Raw genomic sequence first — 25,041 nt, 5'->3', positions numbered from 1 at the left:
CGCTCCCGTCCCCGGGACGACCCCTCGCCGATCATCCGGCCGGAGCTCATCACCACGACAGGCGGATTCCTTCCGCCACCTACGCATCAGGAGAACCTTGTGAGCACCAAGAGCGCCCCCGCGCGGCGCCGTCGGGCGAACTGGAGGCAGTGGGGCCCGGGCCTCCTGCTCATCTCGCCCTCGATCATCCTCGTCGGCGTCTTCGTCTACGGGATGATCGGTATCAACATCAACACCTCCCTGCTGGACATGCACACCGCCGGCCAGGTCTCCGGCCGCAGGGGGACCACCGTCGTCGGGCTGAGCAACTTCACGGCCCTGTTCGGCAACCCGGACTTCCGCCACTCCTTCATCAACCTCATCCTGTTCACCGTCACCTTTCTGGCCGGCACCCTCGTGGTCGGCTTCCTGTGGGCCTGGCTCCTGGACCGCCCCATCAAGGGGGAGGGGATCTTCCGCTCCATCTTCCTGTTCCCCATGGCCGTGTCCTTCGTGGCCTCGGGCGTGGTGTGGCGGTGGCTGCTGAACTCCGCGCAGGGCGAGAGCGCCTCGGGGCTCAACCGCCTGTTCGAGATGACCGGCCTGAGGTTCCTGGAGAACTCATGGACCCAGAACACCACCTGGGGCATCCTGGCCATCGCGCTGCCGGCCGTGTGGCAGCTGGCCGGATACGTCATGGCGCTCTTCCTGGCCGGCTTCCGAGGCATTCCCGACGACCTGCGTGAGGCCGCCCGGGTCGACGGCGCCAGCGAGTGGCAGCTTTACAAGTCGATCATCTTCCCCCAGCTGACCCCGATCGCCCTGAGTGCCGTCATCATCATCGGGCACATGTCCCTGAAGTCCTTCGACCTCATCATGTCGATCACGGACCAGCGCACCTACTCCACCAAGGTCCCGGCCATCGACATGTTCAACTTCATGACCGACAACGACTACTCCAACGCCGCCGCCGTCGGCACGATCCTGCTGGTCCTGGTCGCCGTCGCCGTCATCCCCTACCTCATCCACGACGCCAAGGGCAGGAGGTGAGCGGCGATGACACAGGCACTCACGATGCGCAGCCCGCGCCGCCCCGGCTGGGGCCAGACCGTCCGCTTCATCCTGCTGTTGGCCTCGGTGGTCCTCGTCCTCATTCCGGTCTACGTCCTGCTGGTCACCTCCTTCAAGGGATCCGCCGACGCCGACCCCTCGCGGACCTGGTACCTGCCCGAGGTCTGGGTCACCAAGAACTGGTCCAACGCCTGGAACCAGCTCAGTGGCGGGTTGCTGCGCTCTCTGGCGCTGGTCATCCCCTCCTCGATCATCTCCGCGATGCTGGGCAGCGCCAACGGCTTCGTCCTGTCCAAGTGGCGCTTCCCCGGGGCCAACGTGGTCTTCACCCTCATCCTGTTCGGCATGTTCATCCCCTACCAGGCGGTCATGATCCCGCTCATGCGCCTGGTGACCAGTGCCGACCTGGGCTTCGGGATCCACACGCTGATCCTCATGCACGTCGTCTACGGCATCCCGATCACGACGCTCATCTTCCGCAACTACTACGAGACGATTCCCAACGAGCTCATTGAGGCCGCCCGGGTCGATGGGGCCGGCATGCTGCGCACCTACGTCTCGGTGGTCCTGCCGATCTCGGTGCCCAGCTTCGTCGTCGTCCTCATCTGGCAGTTCACCTCCGCCTGGAACGACTTCCTGTTCGCCCTGTTCTTCGGCGGCGGGGCGCAGTCCGGGCCGGTGACGCTGGCGCTGAACAACCTGGCCCACGGCTCGATCCTGGCCGACTACGGGGCCTCCATGTCCGGTGCGCTCATCGCCTCGGTGCCGACCCTGGCGGTCTACATCCTGCTGGGCAAGTACTTCGTCGGCGGCCTCATGGCCGGCTCCGTCAAGGGCTGAGACGGGCCCGGGCCGCTCGCCCGCGTCCTACGCCTCGTTTGCTCTCGGCCTGCTCTCACATCCGGCTGCCGCCCTCGGCTTGGGGACGGCAGCCGGATGTGATGTGATCGGGGCATGGCACGTCGCAGATCCAAGCGCCCCTACGGGCAGGGGCACATCCCCTTGAGCATGGACCGTCTCGCCTCCGTGCCGCGTACCCAGACCGGCCCGGGCGGCGTCGACTTCACCGTGCGCCACCTGCGCGGCGGGGACAAGCCCTACACCTGTCCTGGTTGCCACCGCGTCATTCCGGCCGGCACCGCGCACGTGGTGGCCTGGAGCAACGAGTCCCTCTTCGGGGCGGACCGGGGCCTTGAGGAGCGACGTCACTGGCACACCTCATGCTGGGAGCGCCGCCTCTGGTAGAACCCGACGCCGACGCGAGGCAGCGGGGCTGAGAGTCACACGAGCGGCTCGGGGGAGCTCTCCTCCCATCCCGGCAGCAGGCGGTCCAGCGCGAAGCGCAGCGGCACGATATCCCCGTCGCGTCCGCCCTCACCGATGGTCATCGGCACTGGCTGGCTCTCGGGCCTGACCCCGCGCAGGCGCTGCGCCAGGCTCAGCGGCATCGACAGGACGTAGTAGCGCCCCTGCGTGTCGATGCCGACCGTCTCGTCGGCCCTCAGGTACCAGCCGCGCAGCGGGGTGCGGGCGCTGCCGCCCGCGTAGCCACGCACCCGCAGAGGAACGTCCTGGAGGCCCTCTTCGCGGGCGACCTCGAGGAAGAGCCCCACGATGCGGGCGGCCCGGGCGTGCTCGGCCTCCTGGCGCTCCTGAAGCATGCGGGCCCGCTGTGTGGCCGCACGACGACGCGACGCCGCCCAGTCGCAGTCACCAGAACCACGGGTGCTGGTCGACTCGGTCTCGAACCGGGCGGCGTCGTCGGCAGTCACGTCGGTGTCTCAGCGACGTCCTTTGCCTTGGCGGGGGTTGCGGTTGGTGGAGTTGCCGGAGGCGTTGGAGCTCTTGCCGGGGGCCGGGACGTGCTCGATGCGACCAGTGCCGCCCTTCTGGGCGTTCTTCGGGGCCGACTGCGCGCCCGCCTGTTGTCCACCACCGGAGGCTGCAGCCGCCTTGTTGCCGGCCGGCGCAGGGGCCGCCGAGGTGGCCGACGGCGCTGAGGAGGCACTGCCGGAGCCGGCCGAGCTCGGACTGCCTGCGCTGCCGGAGGCCGCCGGCTCTGCCGACTGCGCGGAGGTCTGCTCCGGCGCCGCGGCCGGACTCGGCTCCTGAGGCAGGGCTGCGACGTGGTCGCTGAAGGAGGGGGCCTGGGGCAGTGCACCACCCAGAACACCGCGCATCTCGGTGAGGTAGGCGGCGACCGAGTCGCGCTGGCGCTCGAGCTCCTGGAGCTGGCGGGCGGCCACCTGGGCGGTGACGTCGGCGTCGGCGCGGGCGTCGCTGATGATCTGCTCGGCCTCGAGACGGGCCTGTGCCAGAGTCTCCTCCGCCTGGCTGACGGCCTCCTCCTGGCGCTTGCGGGCCTCGGCGTCGGTGCGGGCGCGGACCTCCTCGGCCCGGGACAGCGCCTCCTGCAGGCGCTCCTCGGCCTCCTGGGCCTGGACCTGGGCCTGCTCCTGCATCTCCCGGATGCGCTCGCGGGTGGCCTCGTGGGCGTCGGAGTCCTCCTGGGCGGCCTGCTCGTGCGCCGCAGCGATCTCCAGGGTGGCCTGCTGGCGCAGCTCGGTGGCCTCGGAGCGGGCCGCGGCGGCCTCGTCGGTGGCCGAGCGACGCAGTGTCTCGGACTCGTTGCGCGCCGAGGTGAGGATCTCCTCGGCCTCGCGCTTGGCCTTGCCGACGGTCAGTTCGGCCTCCTGCTTGGCGGCCGAGAGGATCTCCTCGGCCTTCGCCGTGGAGGTCTTGTGCAGCTCGTCGGCCTCGGCCGCGGCCGCCTCTCGGTTGGCGGTGGCGTCGCGCTCGGAGGTGATGGCGATCTCGGCGGCCTGCTTGCGCGCCTGGGACAGGACCAGTGCGGACTCACGCTCCGCGCTGGCGCGCATCTCGGTGACGGCCGCCTCGGCGTCGGCGGAGATCTGGGCGGCCTTGCGCGAGGCGGAGGAGACCAGCTCCTGGGCGCGGGCCTCGGCGTTGGCCAGGGCGGTCGAGGCCTCCCCCTGGGAGCGGGAGCGCAGCTCGCTGGCCTCTCGGCGGGCGTCGGCCAGCAGGGTCGCCGCCTCCGAGGCGCTGCGCTCGGAGAGGTTCTTGGCGTTGGTCCGGGTCCGGGTCAGCAGGGCGTCGGCCTCGGCGTTGGCCTTGGACAGGACGGAGGCGCTCTGCTCCTCGGCGCTGCGCAGCAGCTGCTCGATCCGTGAGCCCAGGCCGGCGTAGGTCGGCTTGTCGGACTCCCGCAGCCGGCGCTGGGCGTCGGCCAGCTCGCCGGCCAGCGTCATGGCGCGCTGGTCGAGGCTGGCCACCTCACGACGGGCATCGGCCAGCTGGCGCGAGAGCTGCTCCAGCTTCCGGTCGACCTGAGCACGGTCATAGCCGCGCATCGTGATGGCAAACTCGCTGTATTCCTCAGCCACGTCGGGTTCCTCCTCCTGGCGAGCCGGGGACGCTCACCACCAGGGCAAGCCTAACGATTGGGTGTGATCGGGACGGTCACCACGAAAGTGTGACCATGCGCACAGAAGGTCTGGGGTGGTGGGGCTCCCGACCGCCCGGGAGGGGTGACGGATGGAGGCGCTGGTGGGTTCTCCGGAGACTTCCGATCTCGCGTGCGCGATTCTCCGCGTCTTCCTCCGTGTCCACTTCGAGACCATCGTGCTGCTCGCGGGGCCGGCGAGACCCTTTCTGCTGGCGGAATTCCGGGAGATATCGCTTCGCTCAGCGCGTGCCAGGTTGTGATCTTGGGCCGAGGTCGGTGCGGTCGCAGGGTCCGTCATGCGATTCTGGTCCCTAGGCGGGCGCACGGTGAGCGCTCGCAGCGATACCCGGCTCCACGGAGCCGGCCGTCGTCCATACCGTGTCCGCGAGCATAGGAGATCCGCGTCGTGAGTCGACGTATCTTGAGCGTGGTGGTGACCGTCCTCGGGCTGGTCCTCGTCGCCCTGGCCGTTTGCTCGGCCACCATCTGGAAACCCGGCTCCAAGGTCGAGGCGAAGCTCGCCTCCGGCCCTTCTCAGCCCTACGTCATCACAGCCCCCGGGGTTCTCAGTGGTGCGGAGTCCGACGTCACCGTGACGGCGAGCTCCTCCGACGGCAAGGACGTCCACCTCTTCGTGGCCAGGGCGGCCGATCTCGACGCCTGGATGAGCCCCGACGCTGACAATGCGCTGCCCTACACGGCGATCACCAGCATCGACGCCGACGCCGGGACCCTTGCCTCCAAGGACGAGACCCAGTACTGCCCGCCGGCCAACGCGGCTCCCGCTCCTTCCGCGGCGCCCTCTGCTCAGCCCTCCGCCTCCGCGCAGGCCGGCGGCTCGAAGTGCTCGGAGCGCAAGGCCAAGGGCGTGACCGCCTCGGGCTCCGACATCTGGCTGGGGGAGAAGACCGGCGGCTCGTCAGTCACCTTCGACACCGGCAAGGACGCCGACCGCACCATGCTGCCCCACAAGAACCTCGACGAGCAGATCGTCGTCATGGCCATGACCGACGGCAAGGCCTCGGCTCCCGGTCTGACCGTCAGCTGGAAGCGCCAGGTGGAGACCCCCTGGTACTTCTACGGGGGACTGGTTCTGGGCAGCGTCTTCGTACTCGTAGGGGCCTTCCTGTTCTTCATCGACCTCCAGCTGCGCCGCGCCAATGTCGATCGGCGTACCCGTTCGGCCGAGCGGGCGGCCCGTATCGCCAACGCCGACTCGGTCTCCACCGAGGGCATCCCCCAGGTGGACGATCCCGACCGACGGCTGACCCGGCGAGAGCTGCGGGACAAGGAGCGCGCCGAGGCCTCGGGCGAGCCCTGGACCGACCCGCGCACCGGGCGCGTCTACCTCGGCGGCGTTGAGGCACCCGCCGCCTCCCAGACGCCTGAGGCGCTCCCGGCTGAGGGCTACGACTACGGCCCCGCCGCCGGGCTCAGTGAGGTCCCCGGAAGCGGGTTCGGTGACGGAACCACTGCCGCCTACGGCGAGGGCCACGGAGGGCAAGGCGACCATGCGGTTGCCGGGCTTGCCCGAGGCGCGTCGGTCGTCCCCGGTCTTGACGAGGCCGCCACCCAGCAGCACCGGGCCGCCCGGGAGCCGGAGGGCCTCCAGGCCGGCGAGGCGCTCACCATCACCTCGGATGCCACCAACGTCCCCGACTCGTCGGCCTACTCCAACCCCCCGGCTCTCAGTGATGTCGCCGGCGGTGCCGCCGGCGCAGGCCACATGGCCGTGGGCGTGGACCAGGTCGCAGAGCAGCCCACCGGCGCCCCGGACCACTCCCGCTTCGCGCCGCCGGAGCACCACACCAGCCACGTGGCGAGCGGCAGCGACGCGCGGTCCTTCGAGACCGACACCGCCGAGTTCCAGGACGCGGCCTCCTCGGTCCCGCCGCAGGACCCCGGCCTCCAGATGCCGACCGGACTCGCCCAGCCGGAGGTGAGCGACGCCTCCCTGAGCTGGAGTGAGCAGGAGGTCGAGCCGACGCACGGGCCCACCTTCTCCCCGAGCGGTTTCGGGGACTCCTCTGCGACGTCGACCACCGTGTCCTGGCCCTCCTACTCCGACGGCGTCGAGCTGCCTCCCCAGGCCGACCCCGCCGTCATCCAGGCCGTTGACGCCGAGCCCCTCAGTGAGCCAGACCCCACCGCGGACCCCGACAACCAGGAGCGCGCATGATGTCCACCCGTCGAGCCTTTCTGAGCGCAGGCGGTGCCTCCGCCATCGCCCTGAGCCTGGCCGCCTGCTCGCGGTCTCAGCCCAAGACTGCTGAGACCGTGGCCTCCGGCACGCCGATCGCCGAGCCCGTCCTCAACGACAAGCAGCTCGAGGAGATCCTCCAGCGCGTCCAGACCGGTCTGGCCGCGGCGGACAAGGAGAAGAACGCGGACAAGCTCAAGGAGGTCATGTCCGGTCCGGCGGCACGGATCCGTGCCGCCGAGTACGCCACCGCCTCCGCCAGCGGGAATGCCTCCGTCATCCACGCCATGAACACCAAGATCCAGGGCGGGGGAGTGGGGCAGACCGTCGGCTTCCCCCGCAACGCAGCCGTCGCCTCGGAGAGCGACAAGAGCGTCTCGATCATCTCCCTGGAGCAGGGCTCGGCCCGGGACCAGTTCAAGGTGTGGGCCTGGGTGCAGGGTTTCGCCGCGCAGGCGAGCATTCCCGTGCTGACCAAGCAGTCGGCCCAGCACGCCAAGCAGGTGACGGCCGAGTCCACCGGGCTGGTCGCCACCCCCAAGGCGGTCCTCGACTCCTACGTCGATGCGCTCAACCACCCCGACGGCGAGAACGGCAAGGCCTTCCCCGACGACAGCCTGCGTCAGAAGGTCCAGGACGCCCGAAAGACCGACCTGAGCAACTTGGGTGAGGTCACCGTGACGGCGGTCCCCGGACAGGACGGGTTCCAGGGCCTGCAGCTGGAGGAGGGGGACGGCGGGGCGCTGGTCTTCACCACCCTGACCTTCACAGTGGTCTACAAGCGCACCGTTGACGGCTCCGACCTCACCCTGCAGGGCGACATTGCCGCCCACATGGGTGGCAACCAGAAGATCGTCGGTACCGTGACCGCCACCTACGACTCCATGGTTGCCTTCTCCATCCCCAAGGAGGGAAGCGGCGGGAAGGTGACTGTTCTGGGCGCCGAGACGGCGCTGATGAAGGTGGACCGGGACGACTCCAAGACGCCGGCCCCCACGGCGTCGGCGTCGGCCAAGCCGTCCTGACCGCCTCCGGTCCCCGGCCCGGCTCCGTGACTGCTCGGAGTCGGGCCGCTGGCGCGCCCAGGCCGGAGCGCAGCGTGAGGCCTGCCAACCGCGCCGGCGCTCACGAACACCGAAAGACCCAGATCCATGAAGCAATCGGGCCGCGGCCCGAGGAAGGCAGAGCTGCTATGAGCATGTTCGGCGCCGTCGACCTGTCCAGTCTCGCCCCCGCCACCAAGCCGGCCGGCTCTTCCGGCGTCACCCCGAGCCCCGCCACCGGGGACCGCCCTACTGGAGCTGCCGGTTCTGGTCTGCCGGTACCGCTCGTGGTCGACGTCGACGCCTCCACCCTGCGCGACGTCGCCGAGGTCTCCACCCAGGTGCCTGTCATCGTCGTCCTGCACAGCCCGCGCAGCCAGGCCAGTGCCGACCTCGCCGCGGTCCTGGAGGAGCTCGCCGATCAGTACTCCGGCCGTTTCCAGCTGGCGCGCGTCAACGTGGATACGGCCCCGGAGGTCGCCCAGGCTCTCCAGGCTCAGGCCGTCCCCACGGTGGTGGCGCTCATCGCGGGCCAGCCGGTGCCGATGTTCCAGGGGGCGGTGCCCCAGGAGCAGCTGCGCTCCGTCATCGACCAGCTGCTGGAGGTGGCGGCCGCCAACGGTGTCAACGGCACCATCTCCGTCGATGGCGCAGCCGGCGCCGGCACTGCTGAGGCAGAGCCTGAGGAGACCGAGGTCGAGCGGGCCGCCCGCGAGGCCATTGAGGCCGGGGACTTCGCCGCCGCCGAGGAGGTCTACACCCACGCCATCGCCCAGAACCCGGGCGACGACGACCTCAAGGTGGCCCGCAACCAGGTGCGTCTCATGGCCCGCCTGGACGGCCAGGACCCTCACGAGCTCCTTGCGGCGGCCGACGCCGCGCCCACGGATCTGGCCGCCGCTCTGGCCGGTGCCGACGCCGCCCTGGCCCTGGGGGATGTCAACGCCGCGCTCGGCCGGGCGCTGGAGGCCGTGCGCACCCACACGGGGGAGGAGCGGGAGGAGGCCCGGCTGCGGCTGCTCGAGCTCTTCGAGGTCATCGGCTCCACCTCCCCAGAGGTCGCCCAGGCCCGCCGCCGCCTGGCCACCATGCTCTACTGAGCCACGACGAACAGCCCTGCCGGGCGTTCTCGGCTCACCCAGCGCATAAGCGAGCGCCCCTCACCGGTTGCGGTGAGGGGCGCTCGCCCATGCCGTGACGATCAGGCGATGGGCTCGGGGTCGATCTTCCAGACCTCGCGGGCGTAGTCGCTGATGGTGCGGTCGGAGGAGAAGCGGCCCGAGCGGGTGATGTTCACCCAGGCCTTGCGCTGCCAGGCGCGGGCATCGGCGTAGTCGGCCGCCATGGCGTCCTTGGTCTCGCGGTAGGAGGCGAAGTCGCCCAGGACGTAGTAGACGTCGGCCGGCTCGTAGGAGGCCTCGAGCAGGCTGCGGCGCAGGTCGGCGAACCAGCCCGAGCCGTTGTCGTCCAGGGTGCCGTCGGTGAAGGCGTCCAGGACGCGCTTGAGACCGGGGACGTTCTCGTAGTGCCACACGGGGTCGTAGCTCTCACGCAGGGCGGGCAGCTCGTCCTCGGTGGCGCCGAAGATGTAGGCGTTGTCGTCACCGACCGCCTCCAGGATCTCCACGTTGGCGCCGTCGAGCGTGCCCAGGGTCAGGGCTCCGTTCATCATGAACTTCATGTTGGAGGTACCCGAGGCCTCCTTACCGGCCATCGAGATCTGCTCGGAGACGTCGGCGGCCGGGATGATGTGCTCGGCCGGGGAGACGTTGTAGTTGTGGACGAAGACGACCTTGATGGTCTTGGAGACCACGGGGTCGTTGTTGACCAGGTCGGCGATGGCGTTGATGAGCTTGATGACGCCCTTGGCCCGGATGTACCCGGGAGCGGCCTTGGCCCCGAAGATGAAGACCCGCTTGGGGACCTGCAGGCTCGGGTCCTGCTTCATGCGGAAGTAGAGGTCCAGGATGTAGATGGCGTTGAGCAGCTGGCGCTTGTACTCGTGGAGGCGCTTGATCTGGACGTCGAAGATGGCCTCCGGGTCGATCTCGATCCCCTCGCGCTGGGCGATCCAGGCGGCGAAGTCCACCTTGTTGGCGTGCTTGATCTCCGCCAGGCGGTCGTAGACGGACTCGTCCACGGAGTCGGTGTGCTCGGCCAGGACGGACAGGTCCTTGACCCAGGTGTCCGAGCCGGTGACCTCGTCCAGGAGCGCCGACAGGCGCGGGTTGCACTGGCGCAGCCAACGGCGCGGGGTGACGCCGTTGGTCTTGTTGTTGAAGCGCTCGGGCCAGATGGCGTGCCACTCGCCCAGGGTCTCGCGCTTGATGATCTCGGTGTGCAGCGCGGCGACGCCGTTGATGGAGTAGGAGGCGTAGCAGGCGATCCAGGCCATGCGCACCTTGTCCCCGGAGATGGGGGCCATGTAGTCGATGGTGCCCTGCTCCAGGCCTCGCTCGGCCATCTCCAAGCGGAAGCGGCGGTCGATCTCGCGGACGATCTCGGTGATGCGCGGGAAGAGGCGGTCGAAGATGGAGATCTCCCAGGTCTCCAGGGCCTCGGCCAGTACCGTGTGGTTGGTGTAGGCGAAGGTCTTGGTGACCACCTCCCAGGCCTCCTCCCAGCCCAGGTGGTGCTCGTCCAGGAGGATGCGCATGAGCTCGGGGATGGCGAGCACCGGGTGGGTGTCGTTGAGCTGGATGGCGTTGTAGTCGGCGAAGCCGGTCAGGTCCTCACCGTGGTGGTTGACGTAGTTCTCAACGATCTGCTGCAGGGAGGCCGAGCAGAAGAAGTACTGCTGGCGCACCCGCAGGACCTTGCCCTCGTAGGTGGTGTCGTTGGGGTAGAGGACACGGGAGATGTCCGAGGTGCGCTCGCGCTCGACGATGGCCTCGGTGAATCGCTGGGAGTTGAAGGCGTCGTAGTCGAACTCCTCGAGCGGCTCGGCCTTCCACAGGCGCAGAGTCCCCACGTTCTTGGTGCCGTAGCCGGTGATGGGCATGTCGTAGGGGATGGCGCGCACGGTCATGTCCTGGTAGTGGACCAGGCGCTGGGCCTCCTCGTGGCGGATGACGAAGGGGTAGCCCTCCTCCATCCAGGGGTCGGGGTGCTCGGTCTGGAAGCCGTCCTCGAAGAGCTGCTTGAACAGCCCGTAGCGGTAGAGGATGCCGAAGCCGTTGACCGGCAGGTCGAGGGTGGCGCAGGAGTCGAGGAAGCAGGCGGCCAGGCGGCCCAGACCGCCGTTGCCCAGGGCGGCGTCGGGCTCCTGCTCCAGGACGTCGCTGAGGCTGACGCCGAAGGAGCCGACGGACTCGCGCGCCTCATCGATCATCCCCAGGTTGGAGAGGTTGTTGAGCAGGGCGCGCCCCATGAGGAACTCGGCGGAGAAGTAGTGCTCCTGGCGCCCGGCGCTGTACTTCTGCTCGGTGGCGTACCAGTCGTCCGCGATGGTGTCGACGACGGCGGCGGACAGGCCCTGCCAGACCTCCATGAGGGTGGCTGCGGAGGCGGGGCGACCGGATACGGCGCGCACCTGCGCGGGGGCGCTCGTGACCAGCTTCTGTGTCATTCTTCTTCCCTTGTCAGGCATCGTGGTCGCCGACTGCAAGAGCCTTGCAGCGGACTGAAACATCGTACATCGACGGGGCCGGGCCGACCGGAGCGCGCAAGGGAACAGGGCTCCGGAGGCCGCGCGCCTGTGCGAGACGCACCCAGACTACCGGCTCGGCCTGCGATACGCGTAGGACGAATGCCGCAGATCCGTCATGCGGGTTTCCGGGTGCAGGAGATGGTTGGTTGCAGGGCATGCGCTTCGTTACGCCGCGGGTTGGTCGGAGTGGGGCCACGCTGGTCAGTACTGGGGCCCTCGATGCATCGAGGGCCCCAGGCTGCTCTCATCGCACACCTCTTGAGGGGCGGATGAACTGTTGTGTGCCGTTTGTGGATTCAATCAGTGATCGCTGTGCTCGCGACGCGCTTGAGGAAAAACAAAGACAATCCCTGAAGCGTCATCGGAATGAGGAGCAGTGTCGGCATCCATAATCCCTTCACGCCGTACAAGTTTATGCTGAATGGTACGCTGAGTACGGCGATCGTGGCGGTGGCACTGAAGCACAGAACTGATATCGCGAAAGCCAGCTGAGCATTCCGTCCGTGCGGCGAGGTAGATGTGCTCTGGGACATTACAGGTACCCAAAGCATGTCACGGCGCCTGAGATTGCTCCTGCCCCAAGAGTTGCGATGCCGCCGATGCATGCGGCGCATATGGCTGCTCCGACGCCGGTTGCAGCGCCAGCGCATGAGCCCCCGCATAATGACGTGATCGCCCAGGCGGCACCTCCTCCGATTCCGAGGACGGCGCCCAGGCATGCGGCGACAGCTCCCGCGCCTACGGGCACAGCTTGGTCGGGGGCGGATTTTTGCTTCGCGATGGCGGCTCGAGTTTCGTCGAGTTGTTGCTGCAGGACATCGTCCCCGACGAATTCATGACCCGTGTCAGAATCCTTGACTAGTTCCCCGTCCGTGTATGATGTCATTTGGAAATGATTTGCGGCATTGTGGGTGAGGTGGGTCTCGGAGTAAGTGGCTGGTGCGCCATCTGGGGACAAGACGATGGTTGTGTTGCTCGTCAAGCTCAATCCGTTTCCTTTGAGGGGGAAGGTTACGGCACTGTAAGTTTTGTCTTCTGTGGTGACACGAAGAACAGTTGCGTTGTCGGTATCCACTGCTTCTCGTGAGGTGTGGATGTTGGCGGTTCCAGAGTCAAGGGCCTGTTCGGCCTGCAACTTCGCTCTGCTGGCGACAGATGGATCTGTTTCGTTGCGAACAGTCGCAGTTTTTTTCCCCTGTTGTTCTGCGGCGCACCCAGTGGTGACTGTACTGGATCGTGCCTGCGAACTTGATGGGGGCGAGTCTGGCGGGGATGCAACAGCGGCGCCTGCGGTTGAAATGGATAGCGTGACGGTTGCGGCGAGTGTCACGAGGAGTCGTCCTGGTTTCATGGGTCTTGCCTTCCCTGTCATCGTTGATTCTCGGCTGTTGTCCTTCCGCCCCAAGAGGAATCGATCGTAAGATACTCAGTGTGGGCGAATATTGTTCGATATGCGATGGGGTTGCTGCTGTGCCATGAGTCTTGATGCTGCTTCGTTGTTGCAGGGAGCCCCGATTGGTGCTGCTGCGCACGAAAATAAACTGGCGTCAGTCAGACTGAGGCCGTGCATGTCGAACATTTATTATATACATGAATGTAACGGAGTAAATCGGGATAATTCTCTGGACCTTCCCTGAGAATAAACTGATGTCATTATCTGGTTTTTAAGGAATTATCAAGCAAACTGCTGGCCCATCATATGGGGCGCTCCCGTTGCCACAGCTGGGAGGGGGGCCGATGGCGCGCGAAGCGCCATCGGCCCCTGGCTCTAGGTCTGCGTGCAACCGCCGATGCCCGGCGGGTGCAGGTCCAGTTGCGGCTCAGTCCCGGCTCGGGCGCAGGAAGACCGCTCCCATCGGGGGGACCCGCAGGCGCACCGAGGCCGGGCGCCCGTTCCAGGGCAGGTCCTCGGCCTCGACCCGGCCCAGGTTGCCCACGCCGGAGCCGCCGTACTCCTCGGAGTCGGTGTTGAGGACCTCCTCCCAGTCCCCGGCGAAGGGCAGGCCCACCCGGTAGCCCTCATGCGGGGTGCCGGCGAAGTTGATGATGCAGACCATCAGGTCGGCCCGCCCTTCGGCGTCGGTCCCCTTGCGAAGGTAGGACAGGACGTTGTGGTCGCCGTCGCCGGCCTCGATCCACTCGAATCCTCGGTGGGAGAAGTCCTCCGACCACAGGGCCGGCGAGCTCAGGTAGAGGCGGTTGAGGTCGCTGACCAGGGCGAGCAGCCCCTGGTGACCGGGATCTTCCAGGATCCACCAGTCCAGGGAGGTATCGGCGTTCCACTCGGTCCCCTGACCGAACTCCTGGCCCATGAACAGCAGCTGCTTGCCGGGGTGGGACCACTGGTAGGCGTACAGGGCGCGCAGGCCCGCCAGCTCCTGCCAGGGGTCGCCGGGCATCTTGGACAGCAGGGAGCCCTTGCCGTGGACGACCTCATCGTGGCTCAGCGGCAGGATGAACTGCTCGGAGAAGGCGTAGACGAGGGAGAAGGTCAGCTCACCGTGGTGGTAGCGGCGGTTGACGGGGTCCTCCGCCAGGTAGCGCAGGGTGTCGTTCATCCACCCCATGTTCCACTTCAGTCCGAAGCCCAGGCCGCCGTACTCGGTGGGGGCGGTGACGCCCGGCCACGCCGTGGACTCCTCGGCGGCCATGATGATGCCGGGGTTCTTGCGGTAGGCGGTGGCGGTGGCCTCCTGCAGGAAGCTGATGGCCTCCAGGTTCTCGCGGCCGCCGAACTGGTTGGGATGCCACTGGCCGTCCTGGCGCGAGTAGTCCAGGTAGAGCATGGAGGCCACGGCGTCGACGCGCAGACCGTCGGCGTGGAACTCCTGGAGCCAGTACAGGGCGTTGGCGACCAGGAAGTTGCGCACCTCGTTGCGTCCGAAGTTGAACACGTAGGTGCCCCAGTCGGGGTGCTCGCCGCGCTGCGGGTCGGGGTCCTCGTACAGGGGGGTGCCGTCGAAGCGGGCCAGGGCCCACTCGTCCTTGGGGAAGTGGGCCGGCACCCAGTCCAGAATGACGCCGATGCCGGCCTGGTGGAGCTGGTCCACCAGGTAGCGGAAGTCGTCCGGGGTGCCGAAGCGCGAGGTGGGTGCGTAGTAGCTGGTGACCTGGTAGCCCCAGGAGCCGCCGAAGGGGTGCTCGGCCACCGGCAGGAACTCCACGTGGGTGAAGCCGGCCTCCTTGACGTAGGGGACCAGCTCCTCGGCCAGGCCGCGGAAGCCCAGTCCCTGGCGCCACGAGCCGACGTGGACCTCGTAGATGCTCATCGGCCCGCTGTGGGGGTCGGTGGTGGCGCGCTTGGCCATCCACTCCTGGTCCTCCCACTGGTGGAACTGGTCGGTGACCACCGAGGCGGTGGCCGGGGGGACCTCGGTGGCGCGGGCCATCGGGTCGGCCTTCTGGTGCCAGGAGCCGTCGGCGAAGCAGAGCTCGAACTTGTATCGCGCACCGACGCCGACGCCCGGAACGAACAGCTCCCACACTCCCGATGAGCCCAGGGAGCGCATGGCGGTGGCGGTGCCGTCCCAGTAGTTGAAGTCGCCGACGACGCGCACGGCGCGGGCGTTGGGGGCCCACACGGCGAAGGCGGTTCCCTCGACCTCACCCATGGGGCCGTCGTAGCGCTTGACGTGGGCGCCCAGGACCTCCCACAGCTCCTCGTGGCGGCCCTCGGAGATGAGGTAGGTGTCCATCTCACCCAGGGTCGGCATGTAGCGGTAGGGGTCGTCGACGGTGGTGGTCTCGTCGCCGTAGGTGACCTTGATGCGGTAGTCGGGGATCTCCTGGCCGGGCAGGACTGCCACCCACACGCCGTCCTGCTCATGAGTGGCCGGGTGGGTGCCGTCCTTGGTGACGACGACGACGTCGTCGGCCAGGTGACGGACGGTGCGGATGGTGACTCCGTTCTCGCCGACGTGGGCGCCCAGGACCTCGTGCGGGTCGTGATAGCGCGCGTAGGCGACGTCAGCCAGAATCCAGGGGTCCACAGGGACAGGGGCGAGGTCCTTCTCAGGTGTGTTGGCGCTCATACAGCAACTCTTCCATGCGTTGGTGATTAACGGGTGCTTTTGGACGTCGGACCGATGGGGATGAGGGGAATGGAGGATCGTCGTGTGCTCAGCCCTCCGCGTGCTTGGACAGGACCGACTCGATCCCCGCCAGGGGGATGCCCAGCCAGTCGGGACGGTTACGGGCCTCGTAGACGGCCTCGTAGAGGGCCTTGTCCAGCTCCAGGCAGGTCAGGACCGTCTGGTACGAGGCCTCGGCCTGCTCCTGGTCGCCGGATGCCGCTGGCGACGGGGTGAGCGAGCCGGTCTCCTGGCGTCCCAGGCGGTAGCCCTCCTCGAAGGCGGAGCGCACGGCGGGGAGCCAGTCGGGGTGGGGTGCCTTGCCCACGGCGGCGGCGTAGTCGAAGGAGCGCAGCATGCCGGCCACGTCCCGGGCCGGCAGGTCGGGGTCGGAGCGCTGGGCCAGGGGGCGCAGGGGCTCGCCCTCGAAGTCCAGGACGTACCAGCGCTGCTGGCCGCCGATCTCGTGAAGCACCTGCCCCAGGTGGTAGTCGCCGTGGATGCGGGTGGCCGGCTCCAGGGCCTCGAGCGCCTCGAGCCGCTCCATGGTCTGCTCCACCTTGAGCTCCAGGGCTCGGATGTGCCCGGAGAGCTCGGGCACCTCCTCCAGCGCCCACCGGGCGCGCTTGCGCAGGGAGGCGGCGAGCTCGGTCGGCGTTGGCGGTCGGCTCGTGCCCAGGGAGGCGGCCAGGTGGTGGTGCATCTGCGCGGTCGTGCGTCCCAGATCCCGGGCCAGCTCCACGGCCCGGGCCCGCACCGGTCCGTCGACGTCGTCGGTGGAGGCCAGTGAGCAGAACAGCTCGAAGCCGTCATCGGCGCGGGGGACGAAGCTGCAGGCCACGGCCGAGTCGGTGGACTCCTCCAGGGCGGGCTGGCCGCAGCCGCCCATGCGCGTCCAGGTCATGGTGGACCAGGCCACCGGCGTGGGCACCCGGTCCCAGCCGCTGCGGGCCAGGGCCACCGACAGCTCCACGTCGGGATTGCGCCCGTGCTCCAGGACCCGCAGGAGCTTGACGATGAGGTCGCCGGTGGCGGCGTCCTGCTCCCCAAGAGCCTCGGCGGGGTCGGAGGGGGCCGGCAGGATGACGGAGGTGTTGGACTGCTCCCCGGTGGTTACCCGCAGCCTCGGCGCCCGCTGGGCGATGGCCAGGGCTCCGGCCTCGCTCAGGACGGTGCCCGCCTTCAGCGTGCTCAGGGCCCAGGCCCGCCAGAAGGCCGGGTGGTGGGCGCCGTCGACGAGCGCCACCTGCGTGGGTGACCCCTGAGAGTCGGTGGTCACCAGCAGGCCGTGGTTGCCGGGTGCCTCACCGGGGGTGGCGAAGGAGTCGAGCGCCTCGGCGGACTCCAGGACCACTGGCACGTGCAGCAGCACCATCCCGTCGCGGTGACCGGTCTCGGCCTGGTTGCCCCGTAGGGCGGCGATGACGAGGTCTCGCACCCCCTCCTCCGGCTCCCAGGAGGCGATCACGCGCAGGGAGCCCAGGGGCGGAGCGGCGTCCCCCTTGAGCGGGAACCAGCGCCGTTGGAGCATCCACGGTTCTAGCGCAGCGAGGATCTCGGCATTGGTGGGCCAGGTCGACGGGGCCTGGGTGCTGCGCAGGGAGTGTGCTGGCACGGTGGCGGGCTGCGGTGCGGCGGAGATCGGTTCGTTTGGCATCAGACTTCCTCGGTCGGGTGGTTGTCGTGGTCGTCCTGGGGGGCGTCGTCGGGCTCAGTCCGGTCAATGGACAGCCAGTAGTATCCGCGCGCTCCCAGCGTCAGGGTGAGGCGGCCGCGCTCGTCAACGGGCGGGAAGGCACAGCCCCCGAACAGGTCCGTGGTGCCCCTGCCAGCCAGCTCGGGAACCTCGATCGTCATCGACCGGGGGGTGGCCGAGAGGTTGGCGACGCACAGGAGGGTCTCTGCCCCCTCCACCGGCGCCTCGTCGCAGCGCGTGTGCGCCAGGACGGCGTCATCGCTGGTGGAGCGCAGGAGGAAGCTCCCGCGTCCCAGGACGGGGTGGGCGCGGCGCAGGTGCAGGATCCGCCGGGTGAACTGCAGCAGCGAGTCGGGCCGGGCCATCTCGGTGGCCACCGTCAGGTGCGCGTAGCCGGGGGCCTGGATGAGCGGAAGCGTCAGGGCGCCCGGGTCGACCACTGAGGAGAAGCCCATGTTGGGGGAGTCGTCCCACTGCATGGGGGTGCGCACGGCGTCGCGGTCCTCCAGCCAGATGTTCTCTCCCATGCCGATCTCGTCGCCGTAGTAGAGACAGGGGCTGCCCGGCAGCGACAGGAGCAGGGCGTAGGCCAGTTCCACCTCGGCGCGCGAGGCGTCCAGGAGCGGGGCCAGGCGGCGCCGGATCCCGATGTTGGCGCGCATGCGCTCCTCGGGGGCGTACCAGGCGTACATCTGGTCGCGCTCGGCGTCGGTGACCATCTCCAGGGTCAGCTCATCGTGGTTGCGCAGGAAGGTCCCCCACTGCCCGTGGGCGGGGATGTCGGGGGTCTTCTCCAGCACCCAGCGGATGGCCGAGGCCGAGCCCTGCCGCAGTGCGTAGAAGATGCGCGGCATGACCGGGAAGTGGAAGCACATGGTGCACTCGGGCGCCTCCTCGGTGCCGAAGTACTCCACGACGTCCTCGGGCCACTGGTTGGCCTCGGCCAGCGTGATGGTCCCGGGGAACTCCCGGTCGAGCATCTGACGGATCCCGGCGATGATCTCGTGGGTGCCGGCCAGGTTCTCGCAGTTGGTGCCCTCCGACTCGGTCAGGTAGGGGATGGCGTCGAGGCGGAAGCCGTCCACCCCGGTGCGCGCCCAGAAGCGGATGACGTCGTGGATCGCCTCGATGACCGCCGGGTTGCGGTAGTTGAGGTCGGGCTGGTGGGAGAAGAAGCGGTGCCAGTAGAACTGGCCGCGCTCGACGTCGTAGGCCCAGTTGGACTCCTCGGTGTCCACGAAGATGATGCGGGCGTCGTCGTAGCCGGAGTCGTCGTCGGCCCACACGTAGAAGTCCCCGTAAGGGCCCTCGGGGTCCGAGCGGGAGGCCTGGAACCAGGGGTGGGCGTCCGAGGTGTGGTTGACGACCATGTCGATGATGATGCGGATCCCGCGCTGATGGGCCTGGTGGACCAGCTCGCGGAAGTCCTCCATCGTCCCGTAGCGCGGGTCGATGGCCGTGTAGTCGGAGATGTCGTAGCCGCCGTCGCGCACGGGCGAGGGGTAGAAGGGCGGGATCCACACGCAGTCCACGCCCAGCCACGCCAGGTAGTCCAGGCGGGAGATGAGCCCGCGCAGGTCTCCGATGCCGTCGCCGTCGGAGTCGGCGAAGGAGCGCAGCAGCGCCTCGTAGAAGACCGCCGTGCGGAACCACTCGGGGTCCGGGCTCAGGCCGGGGCGGGCCTGGGCAGGTAGGGCCGGCACCCCGGGGATCGGTGGGGCCACCGCCAGCGGCATGGGGATCCCGCTGCTGGGGGTGGGGATCGCCGACATCTGGGCCGCCACGGGCGCCGTGACGGGCACGCCCGCCGCGGGCGGGCCGAAGGCTCCCCCCGGCGCCGCGGTTGGAGTCTCGCTGCCGGGGGGCACCTGGGCAGTACTCATCGGATCGGTGCTCACAGCGGCTCCACGGAGAAGACGTGGGCGACCTGCCCGGCGAAGGGGTCGAGGCGCACATAGTTCTGCCCCGACCACTCGTAGGAGTCTCCGGTGAGCGCGTCGGTCACCCGCACCACCGGGTGCGAGGCGTCCACCCAGCCCGGCAGGCCCAGGGCCTCCAGGTTGAGGTAGACCTCGCCGGCCCTCGCCCCGTGCGGGTCGAGGTTGACCACCGTCAGGACGACGTCGTCCCTGCCCGTGGGGCTGTGGAAGGCGTCCACCCGCTTGGAGTAGGCGAGGATCTGGTCGTCGCTGGTGGGGTGGAAGTAGATGTCCCGCAGCTGGCGCAGCGCCGGGTGAGCGGCCCGGGCGGCGTTGAGACGTGTGAGGAGGTCCTCGATGCCGTTGCGGCGAGCGGCGGCGAAGTCACGCGGCTTGTACTCGTACTTCTCGTTGTCGATCTGCTCCTCATAGCCCGGGCGCGGTGTGGACTCGGCCAGCTCGTAGCCCGAGTAGATGCCCCAGGTCGGGCTGAGCGTGGCCGCCAGGACGGCGCGCAGCTTGAAGGCCGGCACCTTCCCGTTGGTCATGAAGGGGGTGAGGATGTCGTGCGTCGTGGGCCAGAAGGCCGGGCGCAGCAGGTGGGCGGTGTCCTTGCTGAGCTCCATCATGTACTCGATGAGCTCGTCCTTGGTGTTGCGCCAGGCGAAGTAGGTGTAGGACTGGTGGAAGCCGATCATGCCCAGGGTGCGCATCATGGCGGGGCGGGTGAAGGCCTCGGCCAGGAACAGCACCTCGGGGGACTCGGTGTGGATCTCGGCGATGAGCCGCTGCCAGAAGGGCAGGGGCTTGGTGTGGGGGTTGTCCACCCGGAAGATCGTCACCCCGTGCGCGATCCAGGTGCGCACGACCTCCAGGATCGCCTGGTAGATGCCCTCGGGGTCGTTGTCGAAGTTGAGCGGGTAGATGTCCTGGTACTTCTTAGGCGGGTTCTCGGCGTAGGCGATCGAGCCGTCGGCCAGGACCGTGAACCACTCGGGGTGCTCGGTCACCCACGGGTGGTCCGGGGAGCACTGGAGCGCCAGGTCCAGGGCCACCTCCATGCCCAGCTCGCGCGAGCGCGCCACCAGGGCATCGAAGTCCTCGAAGGTGCCCAGGTCGGGGTGGATGGCGTCGTGGCCGCCGTCGGGGGAGCCGATGCCGTAAGGGGAGCCGGGGTCGCCGGGACGCGCCGTCAGGGTGTTGTTGCGGCCCTTGCGGTTGGTCAGGCCGATGGGGGAGATGGGCGTGAGGTAGAGGACGTCGAAGCCCATGGCCGCGATGCGGTCCAGCCGCTCGGTTGCGCTGCGCAGCGTCCCCGAGTGCCAGGTGCCGTCCTCATCGGCCCCCGAGCCCAGCGAGCGCGGGAAGATCTCATACCAGGAGCCGGTCAGGGCGCGCTCGCGGTCCACCTGGAGGGGGTACTCGGCGGAGGGCGAGACGTGGTCGCGCAGCGGCAAGCGCTCCAGGGCGGCCTGGACCGAGTCCGACATGCCCGCAGCCAGGCGGTCGGCCACGGGGTTGGAGGGGTCGCGCATGATCCACACGGCGTCGTTGAGGGCCTTGACGCCCTCCTCATCGCGCCCCTCAACGGCCACCGCCCGGTCCAGGACGCGGGCGCCCTCCTCCAGCATGAGCTCGACGTCGATGCCGGCGGGAACCTTGATGCCGGCGTCGTGGCTCCAGGTGGCGTACGGGTCCGACCAGCCCTCGACGCGCAAGCGCCAGTCCCCGGGGGCGTCGGGCGCCACGGAGGCCTCATAGCGGTCCAGCCCCGGGGCGATGTCGTGCATGCGGGCGCTGGGGCCGTCGCTGCCGTCAGGACGTACCAGGACCGCGGTGGCGCCGTAGCGGTCGTGCCCCTCGCGGAAGACGGTGGCGCGGATCGGAATGACCTCGCCGACGACGGCCTTGGCCGGCCAGCGCCCGTCCTCGACGACGGGGAAGACCTCGGTGACCGGGATCCGGCCGATCAGCGAGAACGGGGCCGGCTGCGGCGCCGCGCAGGCTGCGGACGACCCCGACGGCGCGGTCTGCGTCCCGGTGCCCTGAGCGGGTGCGTCGGTGGGAGCGGCAGAGGACTTGGAGGGACGGGTGGACTGCTTCTTGCCGGCCTTCGGCGTCGTGTTCGGAGTCACAGGATCAAGAGTACGGTGAGAAACGACCTGAGTCACATGCCGGCTCGCAGGACGCGGATCGGCCCGGTACGCGCGTCGCGAACCGGGCCGATCGAGGGGGTGTGCGGGCCGGCTCAGCGGCCGGCAGGCCCTCAGTAGTTCATCTGCATGGCGGTGCGGACGTCGTCGAGCGTCCGGTTGGCGACCTCGTTGGCCCGGGCGTTGCCCTGCCTCAGGACCTCCAGGAGGTAGTCCTCGTTGGCCGCGAGCTCGGCGCGGCGGGCCCGGATGGGGGAGAAGAACTCGTTGACGGCCTCTGTGGTGACCTTCTTGAGCGTGCCCGCTCCGCCGTCGCCGATGCGCTCGGCGATCTCCTCGGGAGCGCCCGCCCCGCACAGGGAGGCCAGCATCAACAGGTTGGAGACCTCCGGCCGGTTGGCCGGGTCGTAGGTGATGACGCGCTCGGAGTCCGTCTTGGCCTTCTTGAGGGCCTTGGCGGTCTCATCGGAGCTCATGCGCAGCTCGATCGTGTTGTGCCGCGACTTGCTCATCTTCTCCCCGTCCAGGCCCAGCAGCATCGGGGCCTGGCTGAGCAGCGCCTCGGGGCGGCGGAAGACCGGGTGGTCCTTGACCGCCCGCCCGTAGCGCTTGTCGAAGCGCTGGGCGATGAGCCGGGCCTGCTCCAGGTGGGGGAGCTGGTCCTTGCCGACGGGCACGAGGTTGGCCTGGCAGAAGAGGATGTCGGTGGCCTGGTGAACCGGGTAGGTGAGCATCAGGCCGCTCATGGCCCGCCCGTCGGTGGCCTCCAGCTCCGACTTCACCGTGGGGTTGCGGTGCAGCTCGGACTCGGTGACCAGGGACAGGAAGGGCAGCATCAGCTGATTCTGGGCGGGGACCGCCGAGTGAGCGAAGATCGTCGAGCGCTGCGGGTCCACGCCCACCGCCAGGGCGTCGGTGACCAGGGACAGAACCCGCTCGCGAATGGGGCCCACGCCGTCGCGGTCGGTGATGACCTGGTAGTCGGCCACGAGGATCCAGGTCTCCACGCCCGCGTCCTGGATCGTCTTCCAGGAGTGCATGGTGCCGAAGTAGTGGCCCAGGTGCATGTTCCCGGTGGGGCGGACCCCGGTGAACATCCGGTAGCGGCCGGGGTTGACGGCGATATCGGCCTCGATCTCGGCGGAGCGGGCGATGGATCGGGCCAGGGAGGCGTCATTGGTGGCGTTGGCCAGGGCCTCCTCGGCCGCGGTGGGGGTCTGAGTCATGCCCTCATCCTAGGGGGTGCGCTGCGGCGGCAGGCCGACGGCGGCCCGCCCCGAGCGCAGTGGTGCCGGCTCAGACCGCCTCGGCGCCCGGGGTCAGGGTCTCCAGCGGTTCACCGGAGAAGTAGATCCGCAGGGACAGCGCCTCCAGCATCGTCGTGTCGCCCGGCCGGTCGTGATGGCAGTCCGTGAGGCTCTCGGCGGTGTGGCCCTCGGGTTCGGCGGCCGTGGTCCTGACCTCCTTGACCTCGCCGGAGCCGTCCGTCTCGATGATGACGTCGGCCTGGGTGTCCTGGGGGCTTCGGCTCACGCGCCGTGCCTGGGAGAAGGGTGCTGTGTGAGGCTGGGGGACCGCCCAGGTCGAGTCCCAGGCCAGGTGCCAGTCGGTCCCGCGTCCCTCGGGCAGGACGACATCGACCTGGTCCAGGGCGCCGTTGATGACCACGAGCATGTCGTCGTCGTTCCAAGGGTGGCCCGAGCGCAGCATCTGGACGACGCGAGTGTGCGGGTCGTGCCAGGAGTCCCCGTCCATCGGTGCGGCATCCGCCCGGTACCAGGCCAGATCCGCGATCGCGTCGCCTTCCAGGACCTGCCCGGTCGCGAAGCGCGAGGGACGCACCACCGGGTGGCTGTGGCGCTGGTGGATGAGGAATCGCGTCGTGGCGACCAGGTCGCGCTGCCAGACCTCCAGGTTCCAGTCCACCCAGGAGAGCACGGAGTCCTGGCAGTAGCAGTTGTTGTTGCCCTGCTGGGTGCGTCCCATCTCGTCGCCCGCCACCAGCATGGGGGTCCCGGCGCTCAGCAGCACGGTGGCCAGCAGGTTGCGCATCGACCGGCGGCGCAGCACCTCGATCGGGCCGCCGTTGATGCCCTCGACGACGTCCCCCTCGAAGCCGTGGTTCCAGGAACGGTTGTTGGAGTTGCCGTCCCGGTTGTCCTCCTTGTTGGCCAGATTGTGCTTGTGGTCGTAGACCACCAGGTCGCGCAGGGTGAAGCCATCGTGCGCGGCCACGAAGTTGACCGAGCCCAGCGGGCCGCGACCACCGGGGAACTCCCCGTGGCTGAACAGGTCCGCGCTGCCCGACAGGCGCGTGGCCAGGTCTCGCAGGTCCGAGCCCAGACGGCCCTTGGAGATCTCCGAGGCGTCATGCAGCCAGAAGGAGCGCGTGGTGTCGCGGAAGTGGTCGTTCCAGTCCTGGAAGGGCTCGGGGAACTGCCCGGTGCGCCAGCCGCCGGGCCCCACGTCCCAGGGCTCGCTGATGAGCTTGACCGTGCTGAGCACCGGGTCCGTGGCGATCGCCGTGAGCAGCGGGTGACGCGGAGAGAACTCCGCGGCGTGGCGCCCCAGGGTGGTGGCCAGGTCGAAGCGGAAGCCGTCGACACCGACCTCGGTGACCCAGTAGCGCAGCGAGTCCAGAACCAGCCGGATCGCACCCGTGGCCCGGAAGTCCACCGTGTTGCCGGTGCCGGTGACGTCCATGTACTGCGCCGGCAGGTAGGGGGCGTGCAGGTAGTAGTCCAGGTTGTCCAGGCCGCGCAGGCTCAAGGACGGGCCGTCGACACCGCCCTCGCAGGTGTGGTTGTAGACGACGTCGAGCACGACCTCCAGGCCGGCCTCGTGGAGCATGGAGACCATGCCGCGGACCTCGTCCAGGACCGCCTGCGGGCCGGCCGCACGCGCCGCGGCCGTGGCGTAGGAGGGCTCGGGCGCGAAGTAGCTCAGCGTGGAGTAGCCCCAGTAGTTGCTCAGGCCCCGCTTGGTCAGGAAGGGCTCGCTCACCGAGGCGTGGATCGGCAGCAGTTCGATCGTGGTGATCCCCAGGGCCTTGAGGTGCTCAACCGTCACCGAGTGGGCCAGCCCCGCGTAGGTGCCGCGCAGCTCCTCGGGCACCCCGGGCAGCTGGTAGGTCAGGCCCTTGACGTGGGCCTCATAGATGACGGCGCGCTCGCGGGGCACACGGGGGCCCGGAACCACCGGGAAGGTGTCACCGGTGACCACGCCGACGGCGGTGCTGCCGGCCGAGTCCAGGCGTGAGGGCCTCCACGGCTCGGCCGCAGGGACCAGGTCATCGGTGACCTCGTGGGCGTAGACGGCCGGCCCCAGGTCCACGTGGCCGTCCAGGGCCCGGGCGTAGGGGTCCAGCAGCAGCTTGCGGGGGTTGTAGAGCAGGCCCTCGTGCGGGTTCCAGGGGCCGTGGGCGCGGTAGCCGTAGCGCTGACCGGCACCAACGCCGGGGACGTGCGCGCTCCACAGGCCCCGCGAGGGCCCGTGCATCCCGATCCGGGTCTCCTCCACCACGGCGCCGTCGGCATCCATGGTCAGCAGGCACAGGTCCACGGCCGTGGCATGCGGGGCGTGGACCGCGAAGTCCGCGCCATCTCCGTTCAGGGTGACGCCCAGCCCGTGGTCGGGAGCTGCGGGCAGGTCGGCGCGCGGTGCTGGAGCGGGCTCTGGCGTCGAAGGCATGGGCCCATTGTCCTGGCGGCCGCTGGTTGCTACCACTTAAAGGGACGTGAGGTCTCCCTCGTGGGAGTGCGCCCCGTCGCGTTCAACCCACCCGCCGTGACTGCC

General features: G+C 69.1%; 15 protein-coding genes. 6 read left to right on the top strand and 9 right to left on the bottom strand.

The genetic code is table 11. The annotated features are described in order from the left end of the window. Positions 1–99: 99 nt before the first annotated feature. The 3 genes from JJJ14_RS08955 (at position 100) to JJJ14_RS08945 (ending at position 2,295) form a co-directional block, all read left to right on the top strand. Positions 100–1,029, top strand: a complete 930-nt coding sequence (locus JJJ14_RS08955; protein WP_009747956.1) for a carbohydrate ABC transporter permease — start codon at positions 100–102, stop codon at positions 1,027–1,029. A gap of 6 nt (positions 1,030–1,035) precedes the next feature. Then, a complete protein-coding gene (locus JJJ14_RS08950; protein ID WP_010613440.1) occupies positions 1,036–1,890 on the top strand; it encodes a carbohydrate ABC transporter permease in 855 nt (284 codons plus the stop codon). Between the two features lie 114 nt (positions 1,891–2,004). Continuing rightward, positions 2,005–2,295 (top strand): hypothetical protein, encoded by a 291-nt coding sequence (locus JJJ14_RS08945; protein WP_236592786.1) that lies wholly within the window; start codon positions 2,005–2,007, stop codon positions 2,293–2,295. A 35-nt stretch (positions 2,296–2,330) separates the two neighbouring features. On the opposite strand, the gene JJJ14_RS08940 is transcribed toward JJJ14_RS08945, so the two are convergent. Together JJJ14_RS08940 and JJJ14_RS08935 are read right to left on the bottom strand one after the other, a co-directional pair. Next, positions 2,331–2,822, bottom strand: a complete 492-nt coding sequence (locus JJJ14_RS08940; RefSeq protein ID WP_201443915.1) for a hypothetical protein — start codon at positions 2,820–2,822, stop codon at positions 2,331–2,333. 9 nt (positions 2,823–2,831) lie between these two features. Beyond that, a complete protein-coding gene (locus JJJ14_RS08935) occupies positions 2,832–4,454 on the bottom strand; it encodes a DivIVA domain-containing protein (RefSeq protein ID WP_201443914.1) in 1,623 nt (540 codons plus the stop codon). Positions 4,455–4,922: 468 nt separating this feature from the next. On the opposite strand from JJJ14_RS08935, the gene JJJ14_RS08930 reads away from it, so the two are divergent. The 3 genes from JJJ14_RS08930 (at position 4,923) to JJJ14_RS08920 (ending at position 8,859) form a co-directional block, all read left to right on the top strand. Then, positions 4,923–6,695 carry a hypothetical protein gene (locus JJJ14_RS08930; protein WP_201443913.1) on the top strand — a complete coding sequence of 591 codons (1,773 nt, stop codon included), beginning with the start codon at positions 4,923–4,925 and terminating at the stop codon, positions 6,693–6,695. Further along, on the top strand, positions 6,692–7,741 hold the full coding sequence (locus tag JJJ14_RS08925; RefSeq protein ID WP_141406736.1) for a Tat pathway signal protein: 1,050 nt from the start codon (positions 6,692–6,694) through the stop codon (positions 7,739–7,741). The genes JJJ14_RS08930 and JJJ14_RS08925 overlap by 4 nt, the downstream gene beginning before the upstream one ends. 167 nt (positions 7,742–7,908) lie before the next feature. Then, positions 7,909–8,859, top strand: a complete 951-nt coding sequence (locus JJJ14_RS08920; protein ID WP_201443912.1) for a tetratricopeptide repeat protein — start codon at positions 7,909–7,911, stop codon at positions 8,857–8,859. 101 nt (positions 8,860–8,960) lie between these two features. Here the strand turns inward: JJJ14_RS08920 and JJJ14_RS08915 are convergent, their stop codons facing one another. The 7 genes from JJJ14_RS08915 to glgX all read right to left on the bottom strand — a co-directional run bounded on the left by JJJ14_RS08915 (position 8,961) and on the right by glgX (position 24,936). Then, the gene (locus JJJ14_RS08915; RefSeq protein WP_101558551.1) at positions 8,961–11,327 is read right to left on the bottom strand and encodes a glycogen/starch/alpha-glucan phosphorylase; all 2,367 of its coding nucleotides are present in this window, start codon (positions 11,325–11,327) and stop codon (positions 8,961–8,963) included. Between the two features lie 1,901 nt (positions 11,328–13,228). Continuing rightward, entirely contained in the window at positions 13,229–15,439 is a 2,211-nt protein-coding gene (gene glgB / locus JJJ14_RS08910; protein ID WP_201443911.1) for a 1,4-alpha-glucan branching protein GlgB, read from the bottom strand. A gap of 88 nt (positions 15,440–15,527) precedes the next feature. Next, the gene (locus tag JJJ14_RS08905) at positions 15,528–17,135 is read right to left on the bottom strand and encodes a phosphotransferase (protein ID WP_101558549.1); all 1,608 of its coding nucleotides are present in this window, start codon (positions 17,133–17,135) and stop codon (positions 15,528–15,530) included. Continuing rightward, positions 17,135–19,057, bottom strand: a complete 1,923-nt coding sequence (gene treS / locus JJJ14_RS08900; RefSeq protein WP_201445147.1) for a maltose alpha-D-glucosyltransferase — start codon at positions 19,055–19,057, stop codon at positions 17,135–17,137. Before treS ends, JJJ14_RS08905 begins: the two co-directional genes overlap by 1 nt. An 11-nt stretch (positions 19,058–19,068) precedes the next feature. After that, the gene (locus JJJ14_RS08895; RefSeq protein WP_330831678.1) at positions 19,069–21,228 is read right to left on the bottom strand and encodes an alpha-1,4-glucan--maltose-1-phosphate maltosyltransferase; all 2,160 of its coding nucleotides are present in this window, start codon (positions 21,226–21,228) and stop codon (positions 19,069–19,071) included. Between the two features lie 131 nt (positions 21,229–21,359). Then, on the bottom strand, positions 21,360–22,472 hold the full coding sequence (gene trpS / locus JJJ14_RS08890; protein ID WP_201443910.1) for a tryptophan--tRNA ligase: 1,113 nt from the start codon (positions 22,470–22,472) through the stop codon (positions 21,360–21,362). A 70-nt stretch (positions 22,473–22,542) separates the two neighbouring features. After that, entirely contained in the window at positions 22,543–24,936 is a 2,394-nt protein-coding gene (gene glgX / locus JJJ14_RS08885; RefSeq protein WP_101558547.1) for a glycogen debranching protein GlgX, read from the bottom strand. Between the last annotated feature and the right edge of the window lie 105 nt (positions 24,937–25,041).

This window comes from Actinomyces sp. HMT 175 (assembly GCF_016694895.1).
Classification (GTDB): domain Bacteria; phylum Actinomycetota; class Actinomycetes; order Actinomycetales; family Actinomycetaceae; genus Actinomyces; species Actinomyces oris.
Note: the sequence above shows the minus strand (reverse complement) of the source record. Positions and strands in the feature narration are given on the sequence as shown.

Bases quoted from the DNA above. Each gene is read 5' to 3' on its own strand.
- JJJ14_RS08950 (WP_010613440.1), top strand. From the start codon at position 1,036: ATGACACAGGCACTCACGATGCGCAGCCCGCGCCGCCCCGGCTGGGGC.
- JJJ14_RS08945 (WP_236592786.1), top strand. From the start codon at position 2,005: ATGGCACGTCGCAGATCCAAGCGCCCCTACGGGCAGGGGCACATCCCC.
- JJJ14_RS08925 (WP_141406736.1), top strand. From the start codon at position 6,692: ATGATGTCCACCCGTCGAGCCTTTCTGAGCGCAGGCGGTGCCTCCGCC.
- JJJ14_RS08920 (WP_201443912.1), top strand. From the start codon at position 7,909: ATGAGCATGTTCGGCGCCGTCGACCTGTCCAGTCTCGCCCCCGCCACC.
- JJJ14_RS08915 (WP_101558551.1), bottom strand. From the start codon at position 11,327: ATGACACAGAAGCTGGTCACGAGCGCCCCCGCGCAGGTGCGCGCCGTA.
- glgB (WP_201443911.1), bottom strand. From the start codon at position 15,439: ATGAGCGCCAACACACCTGAGAAGGACCTCGCCCCTGTCCCTGTGGAC.
- JJJ14_RS08905 (WP_101558549.1), bottom strand. From the start codon at position 17,135: ATGCCAAACGAACCGATCTCCGCCGCACCGCAGCCCGCCACCGTGCCA.
- treS (WP_201445147.1), bottom strand. From the start codon at position 19,057: ATGAGTACTGCCCAGGTGCCCCCCGGCAGCGAGACTCCAACCGCGGCG.
- trpS (WP_201443910.1), bottom strand. From the start codon at position 22,472: ATGACTCAGACCCCCACCGCGGCCGAGGAGGCCCTGGCCAACGCCACC.
- glgX (WP_101558547.1), bottom strand. From the start codon at position 24,936: ATGCCTTCGACGCCAGAGCCCGCTCCAGCACCGCGCGCCGACCTGCCC.